The 25,125-nt window shown below is 72.6% G+C and carries 26 protein-coding genes; 17 read left to right on the forward strand and 9 right to left on the reverse strand.

From position 1 onward, the window contains the following. Positions 1-63 precede the first annotated feature (63 nt). Together AB0A74_RS04290 and AB0A74_RS04295 are read left to right on the forward strand one after the other, a co-directional pair. On the forward strand, positions 64-1,863 hold the full coding sequence (locus AB0A74_RS04290; RefSeq protein ID WP_358247437.1) for a dynamin family protein: 1,800 nt from the start codon (positions 64-66) through the stop codon (positions 1,861-1,863). Further along, entirely contained in the window at positions 1,860-3,227 is a 1,368-nt protein-coding gene (locus AB0A74_RS04295; protein WP_358247438.1) for a GTPase domain-containing protein, read from the forward strand. The genes AB0A74_RS04290 and AB0A74_RS04295 overlap by 4 nt, the downstream gene beginning before the upstream one ends. Before the next feature lie 356 nt (positions 3,228-3,583). Here AB0A74_RS04295 and AB0A74_RS04300 read toward each other — a convergent pair whose 3' ends face one another. After that, entirely contained in the window at positions 3,584-4,399 is an 816-nt protein-coding gene (locus AB0A74_RS04300) for a LysR family transcriptional regulator (protein ID WP_358247439.1), read from the reverse strand. Between the two features lie 74 nt (positions 4,400-4,473). Between AB0A74_RS04300 and AB0A74_RS04305 the strand changes: the two genes are divergently transcribed. Then, positions 4,474-5,289 carry a PhzF family phenazine biosynthesis isomerase gene (locus AB0A74_RS04305; RefSeq protein ID WP_358247440.1) on the forward strand — a complete coding sequence of 272 codons (816 nt, stop codon included), beginning with the start codon at positions 4,474-4,476 and terminating at the stop codon, positions 5,287-5,289. Here the strand turns inward: AB0A74_RS04305 and AB0A74_RS04310 are convergent. Then, positions 5,286-5,711 carry a nitroreductase family deazaflavin-dependent oxidoreductase gene (locus AB0A74_RS04310; protein WP_358247441.1) on the reverse strand — a complete coding sequence of 142 codons (426 nt, stop codon included), beginning with the start codon at positions 5,709-5,711 and terminating at the stop codon, positions 5,286-5,288. The genes AB0A74_RS04305 and AB0A74_RS04310 overlap by 4 nt on opposite strands. 319 nt (positions 5,712-6,030) lie before the next feature. On the opposite strand from AB0A74_RS04310, the gene AB0A74_RS04315 reads away from it, so the two are divergent. Further along, on the forward strand, positions 6,031-7,020 hold the full coding sequence (locus AB0A74_RS04315; protein ID WP_358247442.1) for a LysR family transcriptional regulator: 990 nt from the start codon (positions 6,031-6,033) through the stop codon (positions 7,018-7,020). Here AB0A74_RS04315 and AB0A74_RS04320 read toward each other — a convergent pair. Further along, positions 7,017-7,832: an NAD(P)H-binding protein gene (locus AB0A74_RS04320; protein WP_358247443.1), complete on the reverse strand. Its 816-nt coding sequence runs from the start codon at positions 7,830-7,832 to the stop codon at positions 7,017-7,019. The two genes, AB0A74_RS04315 and AB0A74_RS04320, sit on opposite strands and share 4 nt — an antisense overlap. A 95-nt stretch (positions 7,833-7,927) precedes the next feature. Between AB0A74_RS04320 and AB0A74_RS04325 the strand changes: the two genes are divergently transcribed. The 4 genes from AB0A74_RS04325 to AB0A74_RS04340 all read left to right on the forward strand — a co-directional run bounded on the left by AB0A74_RS04325 (position 7,928) and on the right by AB0A74_RS04340 (position 10,975). Beyond that, the gene (locus tag AB0A74_RS04325; RefSeq protein ID WP_358247444.1) at positions 7,928-8,302 is read left to right on the forward strand and encodes a helix-turn-helix domain-containing protein; all 375 of its coding nucleotides are present in this window, start codon (positions 7,928-7,930) and stop codon (positions 8,300-8,302) included. 152 nt (positions 8,303-8,454) lie between these two features. Then, the gene (locus AB0A74_RS04330) at positions 8,455-9,516 is read left to right on the forward strand and encodes a gamma-glutamylcyclotransferase (protein ID WP_358247445.1); all 1,062 of its coding nucleotides are present in this window, start codon (positions 8,455-8,457) and stop codon (positions 9,514-9,516) included. A gap of 91 nt (positions 9,517-9,607) precedes the next feature. Further along, positions 9,608-10,189 carry a DUF4232 domain-containing protein gene (locus AB0A74_RS04335; RefSeq protein ID WP_358247446.1) on the forward strand — a complete coding sequence of 194 codons (582 nt, stop codon included), beginning with the start codon at positions 9,608-9,610 and terminating at the stop codon, positions 10,187-10,189. Further along, the gene (locus tag AB0A74_RS04340; protein ID WP_358247447.1) at positions 10,190-10,975 is read left to right on the forward strand and encodes an alpha/beta fold hydrolase; all 786 of its coding nucleotides are present in this window, start codon (positions 10,190-10,192) and stop codon (positions 10,973-10,975) included. On the opposite strand, the gene AB0A74_RS04345 is transcribed toward AB0A74_RS04340, so the two are convergent. Beyond that, on the reverse strand, positions 10,963-11,709 hold the full coding sequence (locus AB0A74_RS04345; RefSeq protein WP_358247448.1) for an SDR family NAD(P)-dependent oxidoreductase: 747 nt from the start codon (positions 11,707-11,709) through the stop codon (positions 10,963-10,965). The two genes, AB0A74_RS04340 and AB0A74_RS04345, sit on opposite strands and share 13 nt — an antisense overlap. Before the next feature lie 123 nt (positions 11,710-11,832). On the opposite strand from AB0A74_RS04345, the gene AB0A74_RS04350 reads away from it, so the two are divergent. The 5 genes from AB0A74_RS04350 (at position 11,833) to AB0A74_RS04370 (ending at position 16,578) form a co-directional block, all read left to right on the forward strand. Further along, on the forward strand, positions 11,833-12,726 hold the full coding sequence (locus AB0A74_RS04350) for a hypothetical protein (RefSeq protein ID WP_358247449.1): 894 nt from the start codon (positions 11,833-11,835) through the stop codon (positions 12,724-12,726). A 134-nt stretch (positions 12,727-12,860) separates the two neighbouring features. Then, positions 12,861-13,121, forward strand: coding sequence for a hypothetical protein (locus AB0A74_RS04355; protein ID WP_343932775.1), 261 nt, complete (start codon positions 12,861-12,863; stop codon positions 13,119-13,121). 16 nt (positions 13,122-13,137) lie between these two features. After that, complete coding sequence (locus AB0A74_RS04360) at positions 13,138-13,389, forward strand: hypothetical protein (RefSeq protein ID WP_358247450.1); 252 nt, start codon at positions 13,138-13,140, stop codon at positions 13,387-13,389. Between the two features lies 1 nt (position 13,390). After that, positions 13,391-16,156: an FtsK/SpoIIIE domain-containing protein gene (locus AB0A74_RS04365; RefSeq protein ID WP_358247451.1), complete on the forward strand. Its 2,766-nt coding sequence runs from the start codon at positions 13,391-13,393 to the stop codon at positions 16,154-16,156. Next, the gene (locus AB0A74_RS04370; RefSeq protein WP_358247452.1) at positions 16,153-16,578 is read left to right on the forward strand and encodes a hypothetical protein; all 426 of its coding nucleotides are present in this window, start codon (positions 16,153-16,155) and stop codon (positions 16,576-16,578) included. Before AB0A74_RS04365 ends, AB0A74_RS04370 begins: the two co-directional genes overlap by 4 nt. On the opposite strand, the gene AB0A74_RS04375 is transcribed toward AB0A74_RS04370, so the two are convergent. The 3 genes from AB0A74_RS04375 to AB0A74_RS04385 all read right to left on the reverse strand — a co-directional run bounded on the left by AB0A74_RS04375 (position 16,575) and on the right by AB0A74_RS04385 (position 18,174). Next, entirely contained in the window at positions 16,575-17,306 is a 732-nt protein-coding gene (locus tag AB0A74_RS04375; protein WP_358247453.1) for a hypothetical protein, read from the reverse strand. The genes AB0A74_RS04370 and AB0A74_RS04375 overlap by 4 nt on opposite strands. Then, the gene (locus AB0A74_RS04380) at positions 17,299-17,703 is read right to left on the reverse strand and encodes a hypothetical protein (RefSeq protein WP_358247454.1); all 405 of its coding nucleotides are present in this window, start codon (positions 17,701-17,703) and stop codon (positions 17,299-17,301) included. Before AB0A74_RS04380 ends, AB0A74_RS04375 begins: the two co-directional genes overlap by 8 nt. A 66-nt stretch (positions 17,704-17,769) precedes the next feature. Then, entirely contained in the window at positions 17,770-18,174 is a 405-nt protein-coding gene (locus AB0A74_RS04385) for a GNAT family N-acetyltransferase (protein ID WP_358247455.1), read from the reverse strand. A gap of 34 nt (positions 18,175-18,208) precedes the next feature. On the opposite strand from AB0A74_RS04385, the gene AB0A74_RS04390 reads away from it, so the two are divergent. Together AB0A74_RS04390 and AB0A74_RS04395 are read left to right on the forward strand one after the other, a co-directional pair. Then, a complete protein-coding gene (locus AB0A74_RS04390; RefSeq protein ID WP_358247456.1) occupies positions 18,209-18,916 on the forward strand; it encodes a GNAT family N-acetyltransferase in 708 nt (235 codons plus the stop codon). Between the two features lie 38 nt (positions 18,917-18,954). Beyond that, positions 18,955-19,968, forward strand: coding sequence for an NADP-dependent oxidoreductase (locus AB0A74_RS04395; RefSeq protein ID WP_358247457.1), 1,014 nt, complete (start codon positions 18,955-18,957; stop codon positions 19,966-19,968). Positions 19,969-20,297: 329 nt separating this feature from the next. On the opposite strand, the gene AB0A74_RS04400 is transcribed toward AB0A74_RS04395, so the two are convergent. Further along, entirely contained in the window at positions 20,298-21,494 is a 1,197-nt protein-coding gene (locus AB0A74_RS04400) for an amidohydrolase (RefSeq protein WP_358247458.1), read from the reverse strand. After that, positions 21,491-23,107 carry an FAD-binding oxidoreductase gene (locus AB0A74_RS04405; RefSeq protein ID WP_358247459.1) on the reverse strand — a complete coding sequence of 539 codons (1,617 nt, stop codon included), beginning with the start codon at positions 23,105-23,107 and terminating at the stop codon, positions 21,491-21,493. Before AB0A74_RS04405 ends, AB0A74_RS04400 begins: the two co-directional genes overlap by 4 nt. A gap of 16 nt (positions 23,108-23,123) precedes the next feature. On the opposite strand from AB0A74_RS04405, the gene AB0A74_RS04410 reads away from it, so the two are divergent. After that, the gene (locus tag AB0A74_RS04410; RefSeq protein WP_358247460.1) at positions 23,124-23,690 is read left to right on the forward strand and encodes a helix-turn-helix domain-containing protein; all 567 of its coding nucleotides are present in this window, start codon (positions 23,124-23,126) and stop codon (positions 23,688-23,690) included. Further along, positions 23,687-25,120, forward strand: a complete 1,434-nt coding sequence (locus AB0A74_RS04415) for a glycerol-3-phosphate dehydrogenase/oxidase (RefSeq protein WP_358247461.1) — start codon at positions 23,687-23,689, stop codon at positions 25,118-25,120. Before AB0A74_RS04410 ends, AB0A74_RS04415 begins: the two co-directional genes overlap by 4 nt. Positions 25,121-25,125: the final 5 nt, after the last annotated feature.

Below are 25,125 nucleotides of genomic sequence, written 5' to 3' on the forward strand. Positions count from 1 at the left end.
CAGTGGACAGGGCCGGCCCTCTCTTTCACCTCACCGGGTGAACACGGCACACTCTTCCGGGTGATGTCCGCACCCTGGCTCGACGTGCTCGACGACACGATCCGGTCCTGCGCCGCCCACAACCGGCCGGACCTGGCCGAACGGCTCCGCGAGAAGCGCGCCCGCCAGCTCGACCCGAAGCTGCGGGTGCTCGTCCTGGGCGAACCCAAGCAGGGCAAGAGCCAACTGGTGAACGCCCTGGTCAACGCCCCGGTGTGCGCGGTCGGCGACGACGTGACCACGACCGTGCCGACGTTCGTCCACCACGCCGAAACCCCCAACGCGGCCCTGGTCAGAACGATCGCGAACACCCCCACCGAACGCATCCCGGTGCCCATCGACCAGCTCGCCAGCCAGGTCAGCGCCGGGCACACCGGCGAACTGCTGCGCGCCGAGGTCGGCATCCCCCGCGCCCTGCTCACGTCGGGGCTTGTGCTCATCGACACACCGGGGGTGGGCGACCTGCGCCCCGCGCACACCGCGAGCACGTTCACCGCGCTCCTCCAAGCCGACGCCGTGCTGATGGTGTCCGACGCCACAGCCGAGCTGACCGCGTCCGAGCTGGAGCTGCTGCGCCAGGTCGTGGCGTCCTGCCCGAACGTCACCGTGGTCCTCACCAAGATCGACATCGCCGCGCAGTGGCGTCGCGTGCTGGAGCGCAACCGCACCCACCTGGCGCGCGCGGGCGTGGCGGCCAAGCTGATCCCGGTGTCGGCGGCCCTGCGGCTGCGCGCGGCGAAGACCGGCGACAAGGCGCTCAACGCCGAGTCCGGGTTCCCGGAGCTGCTGGAATGCGTGCAGCGCGACATCGTCGCCGCCGCCGACGTGCTGGCCCGCCGGTCCGTCGCGGTCGTCGCGGCGGGCGCGATCAAGCAGCTCGTCGCACCGGTGCGCGAGGAGCTGACCAACGACGGATCCAAGAGCACGCAGCACACCATCGCGGCGTTGAACGAGGCGCAGCGCCGCATCGACGAGCTGCGCCGCCGGTCCGCGCGCTGGCAGACCGTGCTGTCCGACGAGATGGCCGACCTGGTCTCCGACATCGAGTACGACCTGCGCGAACGGACCCGGCGGATCCTGCGCGAGGTGGACAAGACGTTCGAGACCGCCGACCCGGCGCTGGGCTGGGAGGAGTTCGAGCGGTGGCTGGAGGACAACCTCACCGAGGCCGCGACGCAGAACTTCACCTGGTTGATGGACCGCGCCGAGTGGGTGGCGGAGAAGGTCGCCCGCAGCTTCCCCGTGCGGCGCGACGACCTGCTGCCCGAGTCGATCTTCCCGGCCGACGTGCTGGACCGGGTGTCCAAGATGGACAAACCGACCATCGAGCGGTTCACCGTCGCGCAGAAGCTGTTCACCGGCCTGCGCGGCTCCTACGGCGGCGTGCTGATGTTCGGCCTGGTCACCAGCCTGGCCGGGATGCCGCTGATCAACGCGATCTCGTTGGGCGCGGGCGCGTTGTTCGGCGGGAAGTCCATCCTGGACGAATCCGACCAGCGGCTGAAGCGGCGGCAGGCCGCGGCGAAGGTGGCGGCGCAGCGGCACGTGGACGACTTCTTCATCAAGTTCAGCAAGGACTTCCGCGACGCGGCCCGGCACATCCAGCGCAGCCTGCGCAACCACTTCAGCACGTTGGCCGAGGAGTTGCAGGAGACGCTGCTGGAGTCGGCGCGCGGGGCGCGGCGGGCCGTGCAGGACGACACCACCGAACGCGAGCGCCGGGTCCGCGAGGCGCGCCACGAGCTGGACCGGCTCGTGCAGCTGTACCAACGGGTGCAGGCGCTGGCGGGCGGGCACACGCCGCCGTTGGGGATCAGCGCGTGACGCTCGTCGACGAGGTGTGGGCGCTGCTGGAGGACGCGCTCGCGGTGTACCGGGACAGCCCGCGCGCGGTCGCGTGGCTGCGCGGGCACCAGGCGCGGTTCGGCGAGCCGGTGCGGGTGGCGGTCGCGGGCGCGCCGCGGACGGGCAAGTCCACCGTGGTCAACGCGGTGATCGGCGAGGAGTTCGTGCCGACCGGGACGTTCACCTGGTACCGCGACGGCGCGCAGGCGCGGGCGACGGTGGGTCCGCACGAGGTGCCCGTGGTGCGGCGGGACGGGCGGGCGTTCATCGACGTGCCCGACGTGGACCGGGTGACCGTGGAGTGGCCGTCGCGGTCGCTGCGGGACCTGACGCTGATCGACACGCCCGGTGACGCGCCGGTCGAGCAGGTGTACGGCGAGGCCGACGCGGTGCTGTTCCTGACCAGGCACATGCACAGCACGGACCTGCGCTACCTCCAGACGGCGCACGACCACCCGGTGGCGCGGTCGGCGCCGGTGAACACGGTGCTGGTGCTGGCGCGGGCGGACGAGATCGGCGGCGGGCGGATCGACGCGCTGTCGTCGGCCAAGCAGATCGCGCGGCGGTACCGGCGGGAGGCGCAGGTCCGGCCGTTGTGCCAGAACGTGGTCGCGGTGGCCGGGCTGCTGGCGGTGGCGGCGCGGACGTTGCGGGCGGAGGAGTTCGCGGCGCTGGCGACGCTGGCGTCGTTGGCGCGCACGGAGTTGGAGGACTACCTGCTGTCCGCGGACCGGTTCGTGGGCGCGGACTTCCCGGTGCGGCTGGACCCGGCGGTGCGGCGCGGGTTGGTGGAGCGGTTCGGGATCTTCGGGGTGCGGCTGACCACCACGTTGATCCGGCAGGGGTTCGACACGCAGGTGAAACTGACCGGGCAGCTGGTGCAGCGCAGCGGGTTGGGCGAACTGCGGGAGTCGATCGGGCTGTACTTCGGCGAGCGCGCGGAGGTGCTGAAGGCGCGGTCGGCCTTGCTGGGGCTGGACGTGGTGCTGCGCAACGAGCCGCGGCCCGGTGCGGCCGGGTTGGCGGTGGCGGTGGAACGGGTCCTGGCGTCGGCGCACGACTTCCGGGAACTGCGGCTGCTGGCGGCGTTGCAGGGCGGGCGGGTGAAGCTGCCCGGGTTGGCCGACGAGGCGGCGCGGCTGGTCGGCGCGCTGGGCACGTCGCCGGTGGCGCGGCTGGGGATGGAGTACGAGCCGAGCGAGGTGGAGCTGCGGCACGCCGTGCTGGACACGTTGGGGCGGTGGCGCGAGCAGGCGGCGAGCCCCGCGCTGGACAACGGGCAGCGGCGGGCGGCGGCCGTGGTGGTGCGCAGCTGCGAGGGCATGCTGGCCGGGCTGGGTTGAGGCCGAGCGCCGGCCGGGCGAGGCTCGCGGCGGACCCCGGCGGTTCGAGCCAGGCCGGCCGAGCTGGTTGAGCTGGCGGGCTGGTCGGGCCGAGTTGGTCGGGCCGAGTTGGTCGGGCGCTGCTAGGCCGGGACGGGCTCAGTCTGGCTGCGCTTGGCGTGGCGGCCGATCGGGTCGGCGGTGCTGGGCGCGGCCTCCGGCCCCCGGTTTCCATTGTCCCAGGGAGGTATGACATTTCCGCCCGAGTGCCTCGGATTTGGGACGGGCTGGGCGTGGTTGTCGGGCCGGGTTGCGAAGGGCGGCGCGGCCGCCGGCCCCCGATGTCCATCGTCTCAGAGGGGTATCACAGGTAGGGGTCAGGCGAGGGCGTCGGCGACGGTGCGGACGGCGGCTGACGGGGTTCGGCGTGGGTCGGTGACCAGGTACAGCGTGGTGTCCGGGAGTTCTCGGACTCGGTGCAGGGTGCCGGCGTCGAGTTGTTCCGCCACCGCCACGCGCGGCAGGACGGACCAGCCCAGGCCGGCCATCACGCACGAGCGCACGGCTTCGATGCTGCCGAACCTGGTGATGTTCGGCGTCGCGGCCAGTTCGCGCACGAAGCGGTCCGTGTAGGAGCAGCCTTCCTCCAGCAGGAAGTAGCGCTCGTCCACCGGGACGCCGGGTGCGGCCACCAGTTCGATGGGTTCCACGCCGATGGCGTTGACCTTCAAGCCCGGCGCGGTGACCGCTTCCTCCAACACCAGGGCCAGGTCCAGGGCTCCGGTGCGGACGCCGGCGATGGCGGCGCGGGTGCCCACCGGGGCCAGGTGGACGGTGATGCCCGGCCAGCGCAGTGCCACGTCGGCTATCCGTTGTGGCAGGCGGTACGCGCAGACCGATTCCGGGGCACCGATCCGCACATCGCCTTCGACCTCGCTGCTCCCCCGGACGGCGTCGCGCAGGCGTTGTTCCGCCACCAGGACCTCTCGCGCGTGCTCCACCGCCCTGCGGCCGGCTTCGGTCAGGCGGGCGCCGCTCGGGAGTCGGTCGAACAGGCGGGCGCCCAGGTGCCGTTCCAGCGCCTTCACCTGGCTGGTCACCGTGGACTGCACCAGGTGCAGCTCCGCCGCGGTGGCGGTGAAGCTGCCGGTGCGGGCCAGCACCAGGAGGGTGCGGAGGAGGCGGGTGTCCATGTATCGACAATACCGATTGGCCTCATCGGTGAGAATCGTTGGATTCGATGGCCGCTGTGCCGCACCCTGGTGTCATGACCGACGTGCTCCGCTACAGCGCCTTCACCACCGACCCGGCCGGCGGGAACCCCGCGGGTGTCGTCCTCGACGCTACCGGGCTGTCCGCCGACGCGATGCTCGCGATCGCCGCCGAGGTCGGGTACTCGGAGACCGCCTTCGCCGTCCCGCGCGCCGAGGCGGGCGAGTTCGACGTCCGCTACTTCAGCCCGCTGGTCGAGGTCCCGTTCTGCGGGCACGCCACGGTCGCCACGGCGGTCGCGCTCGGCACCACCGGCACGCTGCGGTTCCACACCCCGGCCGGGCTGGTGGAGATCGAGGCGGGCAACGGCGTCGCGACCCTCACCAGCGTCCCGACGTCCTCCGCGCCGGCGCCCGAGGAGGACGTCGCCGCGGCGCTGGCGGCCCTGCGGTGGTCGCCCGCCGACCTCGACCCGCGCTACCCGGCGCACTGGGCGTTCGCCGGCGGACGCCACCTGGTGCTGGCGGCCGGGACCCGCGCCCGGCTCAAGGACCTCGACTACGACTTCGACGCCCTCGCCGACCTCCTGCGCGCCAACGACGCCCTCACCGCGCAACTGGTCTTCCAGCGCGAGGACGACGTGTTCGACGCCCGTGACCCGTTCCCGGTCGGCGGGGTCGTGGAGGACCCGGCCACGGGCGCGGCGGCGCTCGCGTTCGGCGGCTACCTGCGCACGCTGGGGATGGTGACCGCGCCGCGCACGATCACCATCCACCAGGGCGTGGACATGGGCCGGCCCAGCGAGCTGACCGTGGACGTCCGGCCCGACGACGCGCGGGTGCGGGTCACCGGCGCGGCCGTGCGGATCTAGGCGCGGTCCAGGACCACGACCGGGATCTCGCGGTCGGTCTTGCGCTGGTAGGACTCGTAGTCCGGCCACACCTCGTTCATCAGCGCCCACAGCTCGGCCCGCTCGTCCCCGGTGGACGTGCGGGCCGTCGCCGTGAACTCCTCGTCGCCCACGCGCACCCGCACGGTCGGTTCCGCGACCAGGTTCTTGTACCAAGCGGGGTGGTCCGGCGAGCCGCCGTAGGACGCCACCACCACGTAGGAGTCGCCGTAGGGCTGGTAGATCAGGGCGGTGCGCCGGGGCTGACCGGACTTCCGGCCGGTCGTGGTCAGCAGGAGGGTGTAGACCCCCGGCCGCCACTCGTGGCCCTTCTCGCCACCGGATTCGACGTATTCGCGGATGTGCTTGTTCACCCAGCCGACGGGGCTGTCCACTACTGCCATGCCCGGGACGCTACCCAGAACGCGGCGAGGCCGCCGGTCGCTACTCCGCAGTCACGACCGGCGGCCCGCAACGGGGTGGGGACGTCCGCCTCGCACCCCCTCGGCCACTCACCGGCTCCCGGGCGTCCCCCGGACCGCCGCCCGCGTAAACGGGGTCCGGATCGCTCGTCGGGACGGGAGGGCCACAGCTTCCTCGCGTCTGTTCCTAGTAGATCTGGCTGGCGCGACGCATGTCTTCCTCTCCACTTCACGGGGACTTCGCCAACTATGGCGGCAGTGAGGGGTGGCGGCTCATACAAAAGGGGGATAGAAGAGCGTTATGCCCGAGCTTGAGCTGCGCCACCTCCGCGCGGTCTGCGCGATCGCCGAAGAAGGCAGCCTCACCAAGGCCGCGACCAGACTGGGCCTGACCCAGCCGGCGATGAGCGCCCAACTGAGGACCGTGGAACGCATCGTGGGCGGTCGGCTCTTCGACCGCACACCGGGCGGCAGCGCGCCCACGGACCTGGGCAAACAGGTCGTGGGCACGGCGCGGCTGGTGCTGGACGAGGTCGAGCAGCTGGTCAGCCTGGCCAAGGAGCGGACCCGCGACCGGACGCCCGGACCGCTCATCGCAGGCGGCGTGCCCACGCTCTTCTTCGGCCACTTCGTGGAGGAGCTGCGCCGGACGATCCCGTGCTCGGAAGTCCGCACCGAGATCATGCCGGGCGGTTCGGACCTGTTGGAGCTGCTCGTCTCCGGCCAGGTGCACCTGGGCGTGCTGGACCGCTTCGAGGGCATGGAACGGCGGGAGCTGCGCGGCCTGGAGATCCGGCGGCTGATCAGCGAACCCCAGTTCGTCGCCCTGCCCGAGTGGGACCCGTTGGCCCAGCAGGACGAGGTGGAGCTGGGCCAGTTGGCCGACCGGGACTGGGTGACGCCGCCGGACGAGCTGGTCGGCAACCGGCTCCAGATGTTCAACGCGTGCGCGGAGGCGGGTTTCACGCCCCGGCTCACCCACCACGTCAACGAGGCGTCCACGGCCAGGGGCCTGGTCGCCAACGGCGCGGTGTCCTTCGCGCTGCCGCAGAGCCGCAGCGGCGACGGCATCGTGATCCGGCCGCTGAAGGGCGCGCCCCTGATGGTGGACCTGATGCTGGCCACCCGGCGCGAAGGGCCGGCGGCGGGGCGGGCGCACGACGTCTTCGCCTGCGCCGCCCGTGCCTACAAGGCCGTGCTGCCCCGCAACCCCGTCTACGCGAAGTGGTGGGAGGAGAACCCCGGGGCGCACGCCGAGATCGATGCGGCCCTGCTCGTGGCGGGCGACTAGGAAAGCGCCGCGCGCACCGCGTCCTCGACGGGCGTGGCCGCCCGCCCGATCAGCTTCTCCAGGTCCGGGCGGACCTCGGCCAGCGCGCCCGCGGCGATGCCGACCTCGATGTCGGCCAGCAGTTCGGCCACGAACGGCGGCAACCCGAAGCCCTCCAGGCCAGCGACCCGCTCCGCCTGGCTCACCCGCTGGTGGACGGTGCCGGCGAGGGCGGCCAGCTCGTCGAAGCTCCAGGCGCGCGGCCCGGTCAGCTCGTACACGGCGTTCTCGTGGCCCTCGGTGGCCAGCACGACGGCCGCCGCCAGGGCGAGGTCGTCGCGCGACGCGCTGGCGATGCGCCCGTCGCCGGCCGCCGTGACGACGGGGCCGTGGCCGAGCGTGCCGGTGTAGTTCTCGTGGTACATGCCGTTGCGCAGGAAGGTGAAGGTCAGCCCGGTCCCGCGGATCAGGTCCTCGGTCGCCTTGTGCACCTTCGCCAGGCCGAGCGGGGACGTGTCGGCGTCGGTGACCGACGTGTAGACGATGTGCCGCACGCCCGCGTCCACCGCCGCCGCCACGGCGTTGCGGTGCAGGCCGATGCGGACCTCGTCCGGGCCGTCGGCGGAGACCACCAACAGCTTGTCCACGCCCGCGAACGCCGACGCCAGGGTGTCCGGGCGGGCGAAGTCGCCGTGGCGGACCTCCACGGGCAGGTCGGCCCGGTCGGGGTTGCGGACGGACACGGCCAGGTCGGCCGCGGGGAGCCGGTCGAGGGCGTGCTGGACGATCAGGGAACCGAGGTGGCCGGTCGCGCCGGTGATCAACGTGGTCATGCCGGCAACGCTAGGAGTGACGCTAACTATTCGTAAGTACCCACCTTCAAGTGGGGTACTTACCAGACAGGAAGCGTGCAGGTAGAGTCACTGGAGTGGCGATCGAAGGTGACGTGTATGACCGCAACTGCCCCTCGCGGGTGATCGCGAACCACGCGACCGGGCAGTGGGGAAGCCTCGTGATGGGCAAGCTGCTCGACGGGACCAAGCGGTTCAGCGAACTGCGCCGCGAGGTCGCGGGCGTGAGCGAGAAGATGCTCGCCCAGACCCTCCAGGCGCTGGAGCGCGACGGGCTGGTGCACCGGGAGGTTCACCCGGTCATCCCACCGCACGTCGACTACTCGCTCACCCCGCTGGGTACTCAAGCGGCGGAACGGATCAGGGGTCTGTTCACGTGGATCGAGGACAACTTGCCGCACCTCTTGGCCGCGCAGGACGCCTACGACGCCCGACGCGCCGAGAACGTGTGACCGATCACGTTCAGACCTCGGATCTGAATCGCGACAAGTACGACAGAGAACGCCAGCAGATTCACTCGAACGGCCGTGATACATCGGGTGTTTTCTGCCAGCGAAAACCCAACACGACGTGAATTCCATGTGAGCTTTGCCAGAATGGGGTCATGACGCAGCCCTTCACGGACGATAGCCACCCGGCCGAGCCCTACCCGGGCGCTCGGCCGGGACACTGTTTCGTGCACGTCGACGGCGCGGGGTGGCCGGTCACACCGGACCCCGGCGCCGACTCCGGCTGGCGGGTCGCGCCGGACGGCCGGGACCTCGACGAGTGGCTCGCCGACCACGGCGAACCGCCGTTGGCGGGCCGGATGCCGGTGCTGGCCTACGGCTCCAACGCCAACCCGGCGAAGGTGACGTGGCTGCGCGAAGAACTCGGACTGACCGGCCCGGCGGTCGTGCTCCGAGCCCGCTGCGAGGGGTTCGCCGCCGTGTGGGCGGCCGGGCTGCGCGCCCGCGACGGGCAGCGCCCCGCGACCCTGGCCGCCGCGCCCGGCGTCGAGGAGGAGCACGCGGTGTGGCTCGCCACCGCCGACCAGCTGCGCGTGCTGGACCGCTGCGAGGGCCGGGGCCTGCGCTACCGGCTGGTGCGCGTGCACACCGGGCGCGTCACCCTGTTCGACGGCGCCGTGGTGGACTCCGTGCTCGCCTACACCGGCGCCGGCAAGCGGCGGATGCCGCTGCTCGTCAACGGGCGTCCGGTGCGCTGCGCGGACGTGGACCAGCGGAGGGCGTGGACCATGGGCGGACGGCCGGCGGACGGCGACGGCCTCGACGTGACCCCGGTGCACGGCGACCCCAGCCCGGACGACTGGCCGGACCGGCTGTTCGTCTACGGCACCCTCCAGCCCGGCATGAGCGCGTGGCGCCTGGTGGAGCCGTTCGTGACCGGCGACCCCGAGCCCGCGCGGCTGCCCGGCAGCCTGCACGACACCGGCGCGGGCTACCCGGCGCTGCGACCGGGCGACGGCCCCGGCGTCCCGGGGCACCTGCTGCGCCTGGAGAACCCCGAGGACGCGCTGCCGGTGCTGGACGAGTACGAGGGCGACGAGTACCGCCGCGTCCGGGTCACCATGCCCGACGGCCGGGTGTGCTGGACCTACCTGTGGACCTCCGCCGTGGACGGCATGCCGGTCCTGCCGCACGGCTGGGTCGAGAACCGTCCGTGATGCGCCCGATCCGGTGAATCTTTCCCCACCGCACCCAACCGTCCGGCGGCCGGGTACGTCCTCCTGGTAGGACCACGACCAGGAGGTGGACATGAGGCGACTCCTCGTGGGCTGCGGCGCCCTGGTGGCGCTGGCCGCGTGCGGCAGCCCGCAGCAGGCGGCCGACCAGCAGTCCCTGCCCCTCACCCCGTCCTCGACCAGCTCCGCCGCGCCCGTCCCGCCGACGTCCCCGACGACCGCGGCCACCCCCGCGGTCGCCCGGTGCTCCGCCGCGACGCTGAGCGGCAAGGTGGAGCCGACCGACGCGGGCGCGGGCAACCGGTACGGCAGGTTCGTCGTCACCAACACCGGCCAGGCGGTGTGCACGCTCAACGGCTACAGCGGCTTCCAACTCCAGGACGCGAGCGGCCGGCCGGTGCCCACCGACCTCCAGCGCACGCAGGACCCCGGGCCGTCACCGGTGGCGTTGCGCCCCGGCGCGAGCGCCGCGGCCAACCTGCACTGGAACGTCGTGCCCTCCGGTGACGAACCGGTGGACAAGCCGTGCCAGCCCGAGGCGTCCGCTGCCGCCGCCATCCCGCCCGACGAGACGCAGCCGATGAGCGTGGCGTGGGGCCTGGGGCCGGTGTGCGGCGGTGGGAAGATCGAGATCAGCGCGTTCTACGCTGCATAGGTGATCGAGTCCAACGTCCCCGGCCACGCCGGGGAGCTCGCGGTCCGGACCTGGCCCAACCTCGACGCCTCGTGGCTCGCCGTGCTGGTGCACGGCCACGGCGAGCACGGCGGGCGGTACGGGCACGTGGCCGACAGACTCGTCGCCGCGGGCGCGCTGGTCGTCGCCGCCGACCACGTCGGGCACGGCGGGTCCGAGGGCGAGCCGGTGCTGGTCACCGACTTCGACGGGCTGGTGGCCGACGTGGGCGCGGCGGTCAGCTCGGCCGCGTCCGACCTGCCGACCGTCCTGATCGGACACGGCCTGGGCGGTCTCGTCGCGACCCGGTACGCGCAGGCGAACCCGTTGGCCGCCTTGGTGTTGTCCGCGCCGCTGCTGGGCACCTGGCAGGGCGTGGACGTGCTGTCCCTGCCCGAGGTCCCGGACACGCCGGTGGACCCGGACCTGCTGTCGCGCGACCCGGAGGTCGGCAAGCAGTACGCCGCCGACCCCCTGGTCTGGCACGGTCCGTTCAAGCGGGCCACGCTGGAGGCCGTGGAACGCGGGCTGGACGAGGTGAACTACGGCCCCACCCTGGAGCACCTGCCGACGCTGTGGCTGCACGGCGACGACGACGAGCTGGTGCCCCTGGCCGACACCCGCACCGGCACCGACCGCGTGCGGGGCCTGCTGTTCGAGGAGCGCATCTACCCCGGAGCCCGGCACGAGCTGTTCAACGAGACCAACCGCGACGAGGTGCTGGACGACGTGGTCGCGTTCGTCCAGCGGGTGCTTCACCAGAGCTGATCGGTGGGGCGCACCAGGATCTCGTTCACCGACACGTGCTCGGGCTGGGTGACGGCGTAGCGGACGGCTGCGGCGATGTCGTCGGCCTGGAGCTGGCGCATGCCGGTGATCCGGTCCTCCAGCGCGTTCTTGGCGTTCGCGTCGGTGATGTGCTCGCGCAGCTCGGTCTCCACCACGCCCGGCTCGACCACGACGACGCGGACGCCGTCCCCGGCGACCTCCTGGCGCAGCGACTCGCTGAACGCGTTGAGGCCGAACTTGGTGGCCGCGTAGACGGCGGCGGTCGGGCGCGCGCCCCGGCCGGCGGTCGAGGAGATCTGGACGATCGATCCCCGGCGCTCGACCAGGTGCGGCAGGGCGGCGTGGGTGAGGTACATGACGCCGAGGAGATTTGTCGACACCATCCGCCGCCAGTCCTCGGTGTCCGCGCCCAGGACGTTGCCGAGCAGCATGACGCCGGCGTTGTTGACCAGCACGTCCAGGCCGCCGAACACCTCGACGGCCCGCTCGACGGCGGCCCGGCAGGCGGCCTCGTCGGTCACGTCCAGCTCCAGGGCCAGCACCTTGACCCCCTCCTCGGCCAACCGCGCCTCCACCGCGGCCAACCGCTCCACCCGCCGCGCGGCGATGACCACGGACGCCCCGGCCCGCCCGAGCGCGACCGCCGTCGCCTCGCCGATCCCGGAGGACGCCCCCGTCACCAACGCGACCTTGCCCTGAAGGTTGTTCGTCATGCCCATAGCAAATCGGCTGGAGCGCGCTCCAGGTCAAGTTCGGCCATCGGCACTTCGGTGGGTGCGGCCGAACGGGCGGCGTGCGGGCGTCCGCGCGGTTCGTGGACAATTCGTGCTGCGATGGTGGGCGAAGACCTGGAGCTGCTGATCACCGTGGTGGTCGCGGCCGATGACGAGCGGCAGGCGCGGACCGCCTGCGCCGGGCTGCTGCGGCGGGTCGGCGGGCGGGTCGTCGGCGCCGGGGACTGCTCCGACGAGGAGCCCGGGTGCTGGTCGGTGACGGTGTCGCTGGTCAGCGGCGAGCGGGCCACGCAGAACGTCGCCGGCGCGCTCGCCCGGGCGGTGCGGACGTTCGTGCGCTCGCTCGGGGACGACTTCCCCACGCCGCGCGTCGCGTGCGAGCCGCCCACCGCGTGGACCGTGCTGGAGGACCAGCCCCTGCTCGACGGGCTCGTGCCGGGCGCGGAACGGCTGCTGATCGAGGCCTGGGCCGGCGGGGACCCGCAACGCCGCCCAGAACCGGAGCAACCAGAACCGGAGCAACCCGAACCCGGGCGACCAGAACCCGGGCAAGCGGAAACCGAGCAATCCGCGAGAACCGCCGAAACCGCGAAAAACGGGGTCGATGCGCCGGTTGCCGATGTTGAACCGCCGGTTGGCGGGGGTACCCGGCTGCTGTTGCGGGTCGATGTCGCCGCCGACCGGTCGGCCGGGGCCGAATGGCAGGCGCGGGCGGTAGCGAGTCGGGTCGTGCGGAGTGGCAAGATCACCCGAGTGGCTCCACATGGGCACGTACTCAGCGTGCACGTCGATCTCGGGTCGAGTGTCGATTCGCCCACGGTCGCGCTACTGGACGCGGTCTCGTCGCTGGGCCGAACGGGGTGGACGCCCGTGGAGTGGTCGGGCGAGTCGGCGGTAACGCGCTGGTCAGCGGCACCCGTCCCGAGCAGTGGGATCACGGCGATGGAACTGTCCGCGACACCGGCCTCGGCATTCGTGTGGACGGCGCCCGACTGAGATCAACAACGCTAATCCGATCGAGTGGGTTTCCGATGCCACCCGGTCAGCCGATCTTGCTTGTGAATCGTGAAACTTTCGGTACTACTTTCAACTATAGGAACTCCAGCGTTGTGGGAGGGGTCGGGACCGACATGGCCAGCATCGAAGAGGTCCGCGCCGCGATCGCCCAGGCCGTCGACAAGGCGGGGCAGAGCGCCCAAGCCCTGCAACAGGCCGCCGACCTGGCCGAGGACGCGCAGGCACTGCTGAGCACCGCCACCCAGGGCAGCGCCCAGGCCGACGTCGAGCAGGCCAACAGCCAGTTCGCGGAGGTCGTCAGCGGCGTCACCGACCTGCAGAAGTTCCTGGCCGCCGGCATCTCGCAGGCCGAGAACATCAACTCCCGGCTCTGAGCGTGCGGGCCGTGACGTGACGTCGGTCGCCGAGGTGCGGCTCGCGCTCGAACAGAGCTGCGAGCTGCTGCGTGACGCCTATCGCAGTGTCCGCGAGGCGCAGAGCGCGTTGGACGAGGCGATGGACATCCTCACCGAGGCGGGCGCGAACCACCCGGAACCGCTGGTGCCCGCCGGGTTCGCCAAGGCGCGGGAGAAGTTCGCCGACGAGCTGGACCTCATCGTCCGCAGCCTGGACCTGGTCCAGCGCCTGGCCGTGGAGCTGTGACGTGAGCAGGCGCGACGAGCGGCGGCGGAAGGTCGAGGGCTCCTTCGAGGAGTTCCGGGACGCGGTCGCCGCCGCGCTGGGCAACGCCTCGCGCGAGCTGCGGCAACTGGTGGACGAGCGCGCCCGGGACATGTTCGAGGTGATGCTGCGCGGCGAGGGCGTCGACCGCGCGCTGGCCGACCCGGTGCTGGCGAAGGCGTTGGAGAACAAGGCCTTCGAGCAGCAACTGGCGCAGGCGCTGATCGACCGGGTGAACGCGTTCCGGGAGTGGTCCGAGCGCGGGCCCGACCAGTTGACCGCGCTGGTCAACGCGGTCGCGCCCGGACCGGCGTCGTGGCCGCCGGAGTCCTGGCTGGGCACGCCCGGCACGGCCGACGGCAGCGAGGGCGTGCCCGAGCTGTGGCGCATCGGCACCGGCGTGGTGCGCGGCGCGCCCGAACCGCGGTCGTTCCCGGTGGCGGTGCCGCTGCTGGACCACTCGCACCTGCACGTGGCCTCCACGCCGGACAGCCGGTCCGCGGCGGACGCGCTGGTGGAGAACCTGTTGCTGCGCCTGGTCAGCCACTTCCAGCCGGGCCTGGTGCACATCCACGTGTGGGACGTCAACCAGCTCACCGGCTCGCTGCCCGGCCTGTACCCGCTGACCCGCGCGGGCCTGCTCACCGTGCACGACCCGGCCCGCCCGCAGGAGCTGCTGGACGAGCTGTCCGACCACATCCGCCGCGTGCACACCGGCGTGCTGGTCGAGGGCCACCAGTCGGTGCGGTCGGTCGGCGGGCGGCGCACCGAGCCGTGGCGGGTGGCCGTGCTGTTCGGCAACCGCCAGGTGCTCAAGGAGGAGCACCAGCAACAGCTGCAACGGGTGGCGCGCAACGGGTTGGCGTGCGGCGTGCAGCTGATCATCGTGGACATCCCGGTGACGGTGAACTCGCCGATCGAGACCGTGACCATCCACCCCGACCAGACCGCCACCTGCACGATGACCGGCAAGAACGTCGTGGTCACGCTGGACCCGCCGTGCTCCCGCACCGCCGTGCCCCGCGCGTGCGCGGCCATCGCGGACAAGCGCGAAGAGCGCCGGATGCGGCTGAGCACGTTCCAGGACCTGCTGCCCGAGCGGTTCTGGCAGGAGAGCTCCGCGTCCGGGGTGGTCGCCCCGGTCGGCTACCACGAGGGCGAGCCGGTGCACGTGGCGCTGGGCGACACCTCGCCGCACGCCCTGATCGGCGGGCCGAGCGGGTCGGGCAAGACCAACTTCCTCTACGCGATGCTCGGCAGCCTCGCCGCCCGCTACCACCCGGACGAGCTGGAGCTGTACCTCCTGGACTTCAAGGAGGGCGTGTCGTTCGCGCAGTTCGCGCCGGGCCGCAAGGACCCGACGTGGCTGCCGCACGCGCGGCTGGTCGGCGTGAACGTCAACACCGACCGCGAGTTCGGCGTGGCGCTGCTGAAGTTCCTGGCCGACGAGATGCGCAGGCGGGCCGACGCGGCCAAGCAGCACGAGGTCACCAAGCTGGAGCAGCTGCGCGAGGAGGACCCGGAGGGCCGGTGGCCGCGGATCGTCGCGGTGATCGACGAGTTCCAGTACCTGTTCGGCGAGCGCGACAACGTCACCGCGCAAGCCACCCAGCTGCTGGAGGACGTCGCGCGGCGCGGCCGGTCGCAGGGCATCCACCTGGTGCTGTCCAGCCAGGACGTGTCCGGCATCGAGGGGTTCTGGGGCAAGTCGGCGATCTTCGAGCAGTTCACCGTGCGGATCGCGCTGCCCAAGGCGCGCCGGGTGCTGGCCGAGCCCGCCAACGACGCCGCCGTGGAGCTGCCGCGCTGGCACGCCGTGGTCAACCACGAGTCCGGGGTCCGGCCCGGCAACGAGATCGCGCGCATCCCGGACACCACGAGCAAGGGCACGTTCGACGTGCTGCAGGCCGAACTGCACCGCCGCCGCCCGCCGGAGCTGGACGAGCCGATCCTGTTCGACGGCAGCAAGGTGCCCGCGTTGCAGTCGCTGCCGGACTTCCAGTCGCTGCGCACCGGCGACGCGAACCCGACCGTGCTGCTCGGCCAGGTGATCGACGTGGCGGGCAGTGCGGCGAAGGTGCGGTTCCCGCGCACCCCCGGGCGCAACATCGCGGTCATCGGCTCGCTGCCCGAGGACGCGGCGGGCGTGCTCGGCGGCGCGGCGCTGTCGTTGGCCCGCCAGCGGGAGCCCGGCGAGGCGCAGTTCAGCCTGGCGTGCCTGGCCGAGGACGCGTGGCCGTACGCGGAGAAGCTGTGCAAGCAGCTGCAGAACGCGGGCCACTCGGCCGACCTGTTCGGCCTGGAGGGCATCCGGGCGCTGCTGGACTCGACCGCGGCCCGCCTCACGGCGTCGGTGACCGGCGAGACCGGTGCGCCGCTGCCGCCCCACTACCTGGTGGTGTACGCGGTGGACGCCGCGCACACCCTGCTGGAGAACAAGGATCCCACCACTCGAACGTCCGGAGTGGACAGTCTGCGCACCGTGCTCAAGCACGGCCCGGAGAACCGCACCCACCTGCTCGGGTGGTGGCGGGGCGTGCAGCGGCTGAAGAACAGCCTGCCGCCGGGCCAGTACGACGACATCGGCGCGTGGCTCGCGTTCGACGTGCAGGGCAAGGAGTTGATCTCGTTCGGTCCGGAGCAGGTCATGTCGTGGTCCCCGCGACCGCACCGCTGCCTGTTCTTCGACCGCTTCGAGCACTCCCGACCGCAGGTGGTCATTCCGTTCGACACCGGGGAGGAATCATGATCAGCCACGCCTCTGTCGTGCCCGCGCAACGCAGTGGGGACGTCGTGCCGGAGGTGGAGGCGGTCTCCGCGGTCGAGCGGTACAGGGAGATCGTGGCGCTGGCGGACGAGTCGGTGCAGCGCATGCGCGAGGTGGACCACCAGCGGGTGAAGGAGGCGCTGGACCGGCTCGTGGCGTCCCAGGACCGCATGGCGGAGGCCGTGGAGCAGGAGATGCTGACCCGCGTCGGCGTGACCCTGCTGTGGGAGGCGGCGCTGGACGCGCTGTGGGACGAGCGCTGGCTGACCATGAAGCCCCTGCCCAACCCGGACGAGTCCGTCCCCCCGCGCCCGCAGGAGCACTACAACGGCATGATGGAACTGGCCCACCAACGCCTGGAGGACTCCCTCCAGAAGCGCACGCTGTTCCGCAAGGGCTCCTAGGCCAGGACCGCCACCACCTCCAGCGCGAAGAACGCGAACACCGCCGCCGTGATGCCGAGCACGGCGTAGAGGATCGTGTTCTTGGCGCTGGTGACGCTGCCCTGGTCGCCGGCGGACACCACGTACCGCAGCCCGCCCACCACCAGCATCAGCACCGACACCGCGGCCACCACGAACGACAGGGTGGTCAGGAACGGCAGCAGCGCGCCGTCGCCGTCGCCGAACCGCTCCGCGACGCCCTCGGACACCCGCACGGCGAAGACCCACACGGCGACGAGCAACCCGAGCAGCAATCCGAGCGGCAACAGCCCCAGCACCGCGGTGACCACCCGACGCGCCACGACCCGGGCGCTCCGCACCCGGCCGGCCATCCACCCGACCGGCTTCCGGGTCATCGTCACGAGCACGTCGACCACCGAGGCGGCCACGGTGGGCAGGACGATGAACATGGCCGCGACGAGCTTCGTGACCCGCCCGGGGTAGTTCTCGATCTCCTTCTCCCACGCCTCCTCGCGCGCCCGGACCACCTGGGCGTCCGCCGCACGCCACCGGGCGGCGAACCCGACCAGCCCTTCCTGCAACCACGTCGAGAGTTGCATGAACTCCTCCACGAACAGGCCGGCCACGAACCCGGAGACGAAGTTGTCGCCGCCCGTCACCCACACCAACCCGCCGATGACCGAGCCGATCAACAGCCCCCTGAGCAGCCGCCGCAGTCGCTCACGCATGTCCGTGCCCCCGCTCGGCGCCGAAGCAGTAGAGGTGGGCGTACGGGAGGCTGCGGCACGCCGTCCGGTCGGGCACGGGCAACGGGTGGCGGCGGTAGTCGCCGAACCGGACCGACACGAGGTCCCGCCGGGACCACAGCACGACTTTGGACACCGCCCACAACACGGGGTTGACCTCGTAACCGATGCCGCGGACGCCCCGCGCCGCCGCGGCGCGCAGGAACCGGCCGTCACCGCACCCCGGTTCGACGACGGTCTGGCCGCGCTTGACCCCCGAGCGGTCGAGCAGCTCTTCGCGGTGGCGGCTCAGGGTGGGCAGGTAGGGCGCGCCGAGGTACACGGGCACGGCGAAGCACGACGCCACCAACGCCACCGCCGCCCAAGCCCACGGACCCATGCCCACCACCAAGACGTCTGACGGACGACGGTCGCAGGCGCGGGTCGAGCGGTCAACCGGGACTTGCTAGAAGGTCCAGCTCAGCGACACCGTGGCCGCGGTGTCGGCGCGGGTGCGGGCGTAGGTGGCCAGGGCCGCGGTGTTGTCGGGTTCGGTGGCGGTGAACGCGCCGTAGCAGCCGCGTTGCCTCGCCAGTGCCAACAGCGCCTCGACCAGGGCCGTGCCGATGCCCCGGCGCTGGAAGTCCTCGTCCACGCCCAGCTCGTACAGGAACATCTCGGTGCCCTTGTCCGGGTGGGTGGTCTCCACGCCGGACACGAAGCCCGCGGGCTCGTCGCCCACGTACGCGATGAGCAGGTGGTGGCGGTCGTCCGCCAGGAACGCCCTGGTCGCGTCGGCCTTTGGCGGGTCGTCGAAGAGGTGTGCGGCGGCCATCACGTCGTCGTGGGAGGTCACCCGCCGGATCTGCATGCGGGCGAGGGTAGTGCTCGACCATGATGCGGTCATGCGTGTTTTGCACACCCCGGACGAGGTCGCGGCGGCGAACCCGGACCCGCTCGTCCGGTGGGCCGCCCAGGGCCTGCTCCCCGGCCGCGGCGGTGCGGCCTGGGCGCACGGTGGCGCGGTGGCCGTCCACGCCCCCGGCCTGAACCGGCACGACCGGCTCGTGCTCGCCGGCCCCGCCGACGACGTCGCGGCCCTCCTCGACGCCCACCACCGCCCCGGCCGGGCCGCCCTGGTGACCGCGGAGACCGCCGCCGCGCTGCCCCGGTTCCCGGCGAAGGCCACCTTCGGCTGGATGGAACGCACCGGCACGCTCGCCCCGCCCGGCGGCGTCCGCTGGCTGCGCGAGGACGAGTGGGACGACGTCGAGGCGCTGCTGCGCAAGGCCAGCCCGAACTCGTACGTGTGGCCGCACGAGCCCGGACCGCGCCGGTGGGCGGGCATCCACGACGGCGCGACGCTGGTCGCGGTGGCGGCGGACGCGTGGTCCGCGCCGGGCATCGGCTTCCTCGCGGGCGTGGCCACCCACCCCGACCACCGGGGCCTGGGCCTGTCCACGCGGATCTGCGCGTTCGTCGCGGGCACCCTGCTGGCCGACCACGGCGAGTGCGCCCTGATGGTGGACGCCGCCAACGCGCCCGCGATCAGGGTCTACCACCGCCTGGGCTTCACCTACCGGGCAGTGACGGCGCTCAAAGACCCGGCCTGACGGGAACACGCGGGCGTCCCCCCGCGGTTGCACCGGTCATGATCGTGCCCAGCACCGCGCAGGAGATCCGCTTGGCGTCCCGCCCGAAGGGCTTCCCGACGCCGGAGAACTTCGAACTGGCCGAGGTGGAGGTCCCCACCCCCGGCGACGGCCAACTCCTGGTCCGCAACGCCGTGATGAGTGTGGACCCGTACATGCGGGGTCGGATGAACGACGCCAAGAGCTACGTCCCGCCGTTCGAGCTGGGCAAACCGCTGGACGGCGGCGCGGTCGGCGAGGTCGTCGCCTCCAACGCCGAGGGCTTCGCGGTGGGCGACACCGTGCTGCACGGCCTGGGGTGGCGCGAGTACGCCCTGCTGGACGCCGCGCACGCCACCAAGGTGGACCCGACCGCCGCTCCGCTCGGGGCGTACCTGGGTGTGCTGGGGATGCCGGGCATGACGGCGTACGCGGGCCTGGTGGACGTCGCGGCGTTCAAGGAGGGCGACGTCGTCTTCGTGTCCGGCGCGGCCGGGGCGGTCGGCCAGGTGGCCGGCCAGATCGCCCGCCTGAAGGGCGCGAGCCGGGTCGTCGGCAGCGCCGGCACCGACGCGAAGGTGGAGTACCTGGTCGAGGAACTGGGCTTCGACGCGGCCTTCAACTACCGCAACGGCCCGATCCGCGAACAACTGGCCAAGGCCGCGCCGGACGGCATCGACGTGTACTTCGACAACGTCGGCGGTGACCACCTGGAGGCGGCGCTGGACGCGTTCAACCTCTACGGCCGGGCCGCGCTGTGCGGGGCGATCTCGGTCTACAACGACACCGAGCCCCAGCCGGGCCCGCGCAACCTGTTCCTGGCGGTGGGGAAGCGGCTGACGCTGCGCGGCTACCTGGTGGCGGACCACGCGCACCTGCGCGAGCAGTTCGTGCGCGAGGTCGGCGGCTGGGTGGCGTCGGGTGAACTGAAGTACGACGAAACCATCACCGAGGGCGGCGTGGCAAAGGCCCCGGAAGCTTTCCTGGGCATGCTGCGCGGCGAAAACCTAGGCAAGGCCCTAGTCACCTTCTAACCCCCGGACCACACCCCCGCACCACTCCCACCCCCGCACCACTCCCGCGCGCAGCGCGAACCGCTTTTCGCCGCGCTGCAAGCCCACGGGAAGGGCCTCGGTCTCCCTCCGTACGGCCTGGGCGCAGCCCAACCACAGATCGCCGGGGTCGGCCTGAAAAAGTTTCGCGAGGAACGAGCGAAAGTTTTTTGAACGACCCCGGCGATCTGTGGTTGCCTCCGGCAGGCCGTGCGGAGGGAGACCGACGCCCTTCCCCTCCGGGGGCCTGCCGCGCGGCGAGCGCCGCTTTTGATCTTGAAAGCGCGAAGCGCGATCACCAAGGCAGGAGCTCAGACGAGCTGACCTTCCGCCGCCACAACCCGCCCCGCATGCACCACAAGAGTCCGCGGCGCACGATCCATAACCGCCGCCGTAACCGTATCCCCAGGCACCACGACAAGATCAGCCGGCGCACCCTCCACCAACCCCAACGTCCGACCCACGACCGCCGCCCCACCCCGAGTGGCGATGTCCACGCACATCTCGATCAAAGCATCAGGCCGGAACCCGTTGCGGTAAGCCAGTTGCCACGTCCGGTCGAGCATGTCGCCGTTGCCATAGGGGGACCAGTAGTCGCGGATGCCGTCCTGACCCAACCCCACCCGCACGCCCGACCACCGCAACTGCCGCAACGGCAGGGGATCGCGCACACCCGGAGCCACGGTCGTCACCGCAACGTCATGCTCCGCCAACAGGTCCACCAACTCGCGCTGCCGCTCACCATCCACAGTGGACAGCGCAAAAGCGTGGCTGATCGTCACCTTCCCGCGCATGTCCAACGCCGCCACCCGCTCGCAGATCAACTCGATCTGGAACGCGCCCAACGACCCGGCGTCGTGCAGGTGCACGTCCACCCCCCGCTGGTGCTTCTCCGCCAACCCGAACACGACGTCCAGGTGCTTCACCGGATCACGGTCGTACCCCGCCGGGTCCAAGCCGCCGACCAGGTCGGCACCCGCCCGCAACGCCGCGTCCAGCAACTCCGCGGTGCCCTTCTCCCGCAGGATGCCGCACTGCGGAAACGCCACCACCTCCACGAAAGCCCGTGAAGCGTGCGCCTCCCGAGCCGCCAGGACGCCCTCCAGCTTGGCCAACCCCGAGTCGACGTCCACCTGGGCGTGGCTGCGCACCACCGTCGCGCCGCCGGCGATGGTCCGGCCCAGGGTGTGGGTGGCCCGTTCGGACACCGACCGCTCGGCGGTGCGCCAGTTCCGGCGGTCGTTCTCGATCAGGTCGGCCAGGCCGCCGCCCGCGCTGTGCGGGCGGAACGGCAGGCCGAGGCGCGTGGAGTCGAGGTGGGCGTGGGCGTCGGTGAAGGCGGGCAGCAGGACGCCGCCGCCACCGTCCACCTCGGGCACGCCCGGCGGGGCGGCCAGCCCCGGCCCGAACGCCTCGATCAGTCCACTTGAGCAGAGAACGTCGACCGCGGGCACGTCAAGGCTGTTGGGCCACGGCCGCACGGAACGGATCAGCAGGTCACCGGTCACCCACCCGAAACTATCCCGCCGGGGATGAGCTTGCCAGGGTTGAGCACGCCCGTGGGATCCAGTGTCCGCTTGACGGACGCCAGCACCGCCACGCCCAGCGCCCCGATCTCCGCCTCCAGGTACGGGGCGTGGTCGGTGCCCACCGCGTGGTGGTGGCTGATCGTGCCGACGCCGCTGATCGCCTCGCCCGCCGCGGCCTTGGCCACCTGCCACTGCCCGACCGGGTCGTCGGCGTCCCGCGCGGCGAGGACGGTGAAGTACAGGGACGCGCCGGTCTCGTAGGCGTGCGAGATGTGGCACATCACGATGCACTCGCCCAACGCGTCCCGCAGCGCCTCGCGCACCGACTCCCGCAACTGCGAGACCCGGGACCAGTGCGTCGCCGTCTCCAACGTCTCGACGCACACCCCGACCTCCATCAACGCGTCGCGTTGGCGCGGCCCGTTGAACCGGCCGTGCCGCCACGCCTCGCCGAGCAGCTTGCCCAGCGACACCGCCCGCAGCCCGCGCACCGTCTCCCGGCGACGCCGCTTGACCTCCGCCTCGGACGCCCCGTGCCAGCCCAGGACCAGCAGGCACGGCTCCTTGAGCCCGCGCCCGCGCAGGTAGCCCTTCAACGCCGCGGTCTTCCAGCCGCCGGCCAGCGACAGCGACACCTCGGTCTCGTCCACATCGGACAGCCGGGTCACGTCGGCGAGCACCCGGCGCTGCGCGAGCCGTCGCACCGCCGACGCGCCGCGCTCCCAGCCGTCCACCACGAAACCCTCGTAGCGCTCGACCACCGGCCGCGGCCGGACCCGCACGGACACCTCGGTGAGCACGCCGAACGCGCCCTCGCTGCCGATCACGAGCTGCTTGAGGTCGGGTCCGGCGGCCGACGCGGGCGCCGCGCCCAGCCGCCACTCCCCGACCGGCGTGGCCAGCCGCACGCCCTCGACCATGTCCTCGAACCGGCCGTAACCCGACGACGCCTGCCCGGCGGACCGGGTCGCGGCGAACCCGCCGATGGTGGCCCGCTCGTAGGACTGCGGCACGTGCCCGATGGTGAAGCCGTGCGGCGCGAGCAGGCGTTCGGCCTCGGGCGCGGGCAGGCCGGCCTGGAGCACCGCGATGCGCGACACCGGGTCCACGGACACGAGCTTGTCCAGGCGCACCAGGTCCAACGCGATCACCGACGCCTTGTCCCCGCGCACCGCCGCCACGCCGCCGACCACGGACGTGCCGCCGCCGAACGGCACCACGGCCACGTCGTGCTCGGCGCACACGCGCAGCACCTCGGTCACCTGCTCCGGGGTCGCGGGCAGCACCACGGCGTCGGGCACGGCCAGGTCGCCGTCCCCGCGCTGCCGCAGGAGGTCCAGGTAGGACAGGCCGCCGGCGCGGCCCAGCCGGGAGTCGCGATCGACCCGCACGAAGCCGGGCCCGACGACGGCGTCCAGCGCCGCCCGGGCGTCCGCCGCGAGGGTGGACCCGGGCACCTCGGGCGCGCGGGCGGGGGTCCGCACGTCGCCGAGTCCCGTGCGCTGCCGGAGCAGCTTGAGTGCGTGCGGCGGCAGCTCGGCCGTCGAGGGGGTCCACCTGCCCCGGAGGGTGTGGTCGATGCGCTCGGTCACCGCTACAGTGTGACACATGACGTCCCAACGTCACAGTGATGACGCACTCCTCGACGCGGCCCGCGACTGCGTGGTCGAGGTCGGTGTCCGCCGCACCACGCTGACGGACATCGCCAAGCGCGCCGGCGTGAGCCGGATGACCCTCTACCGCCGGTTCCCGGACGTCCGCACGCTGGTGCGCGCCCTGATGACCAGGGAGTTCACCGCCCTGCTGGCGCGCATCGAGGACCCGGGCGGCACCGCGCGGGAGCGCCTGGTCGGCCGGGCCATCGCGGGCATCCGCCTGCTGGCCGCCGACCCGCTGATGCGCCGCGTCCTGGACCTGGACGCCGAGCTGATGCTGCCCTACCTCGTGCAGCGCCTGGGCAGCACGCAACGCTTGATCGAGGCGTTCCTGCTCGGCGAGGTCGAGGCCGGCCACGCCGACGGCTCGATCCGCCCCGGCGACCCGCACGCCCAGGCCCGCCTGGTGCTGCTCACCACCCAGTCGATGGTGCTGTCGGTCCGCCCGGCCACCACCGACCTGGACTTCGACGCCCTGCTGGCCGAACTGGCCACCTTCCTGAACGCGGCCCTGTCGTGAACACCTCGCTCAACGCCGCCCGCCGCCGCCGCGACCTCACCGAGGTGGCCGAGAAGACCGTGGACCTGCTCGTGGTCGGCGGTGGCGTCACCGGTGCCGGCGTCGCCCTGGACGCCGCGTCCCGCGGCCTCGACGTGTGCCTGGTCGAGGCCCACGACCTGGCGTTCGGCACCTCCCGGTGGTCCAGCAAGCTCGTGCACGGCGGCCTGCGCTACCTGGCCCAGGGCGAGGTCGGCCTGGCCTACGAGAGCGCGGTGGAGCGGGGCGTCCTCATGACCCGCACCGCGCCCCACCTGGTCCGCCCGCTGCCGCAACTGGTCCCCCTGCACGGCAAGTCCACCGACCCGGTGGTCATGGCCGGCCTCCAGGCGGGCGACGTCCTGCGCCGCCTGGCCCGCACTCCCAGCCGGGTCCTCCCCCGCCCGAGGCACGTCCCCGCCGCGGAGGCGCTGGCGCTGGTGCCGGGCCTAGACCCGGTCGGCCTGCGCGGCGGCCTGCTCGCCTACGACGGCCAACTGGTGGACGACGCCCGCCTGGTGGTCGCCCTGGCCCGCACGGCCGCCGGCCACGGCGCACGCGTCATCACCAAGGCCAAGGTCACCCGCCTGGACACCGGAACCGCGCACGTCACGGACACCCTGACCGGCGAGGCGCTGACCATCCGCGCGAGGGCGATCGTCAACGCGACCGGTGTGTGGGCGGGCAACCTGGTGGACGTCGAGCTGCGCCCGTCACGCGGTTCGCACCTGGTCCTGGCCGCCGACACCGTCGGCCTCACGCGGACCGCCCTGACCGTGCCGGTCCCCGGCACCCGCAACCGCTTCGGCCTGGTCCTGCCCCAGCAGGACGGCCGCGTCTACGTGGGCCTGACCGACGAACCGGTGGACGGGCCCGTGCCGGACGTGCCGACCGTTCCGGAGTCCGATGTGGACTTCCTGCTCGGCATGGCGTCGTCGGTCCTGCGGCGGACGCTCACCAGGGCCGACGTGCTGGGCGCGTTCGCCGGTCTGCGGCCCTTGCTGGACACCGGCGGCGGCCCCAGCGCGGACCTGTCCCGCCGGCACGCGGTGCTGACCGCCGACGGCATCACCACGGTGGTCGGCGGCAAGCTCACCACGTACCGGCGGATGGCGGCGGACGCGGTGACCGCGACCGGCCTGACCACCGCCCCGTGCCGCACGAAGTCGCTGCCGCTGGTCGGCGCGGGCCGGGCGGACGGCCCGGCGCACCTGGTGGCCCGGTACGGCGCGGAGGCCCGGGAGGTCGCCGAGGTCGGCGAAGTCGCCTGGGCGGTGCGCCACGAGGGCGCGCTGGACGCGGACGACGTGCTGGACCGCCGCACCCGCGCCGGGCTCGTGCCGGCCGACCGCGCGCGACGGGAACCCGTCGTGCGGCGGGAGGTCGCCGAGGAACTCGCCGCCCTGTCGTGACAAGC

Source organism: Saccharothrix sp. NPDC042600, from assembly GCF_040647305.1.
GTDB lineage: Bacteria > Actinomycetota > Actinomycetes > Mycobacteriales > Pseudonocardiaceae > Actinosynnema > Actinosynnema mutabilis.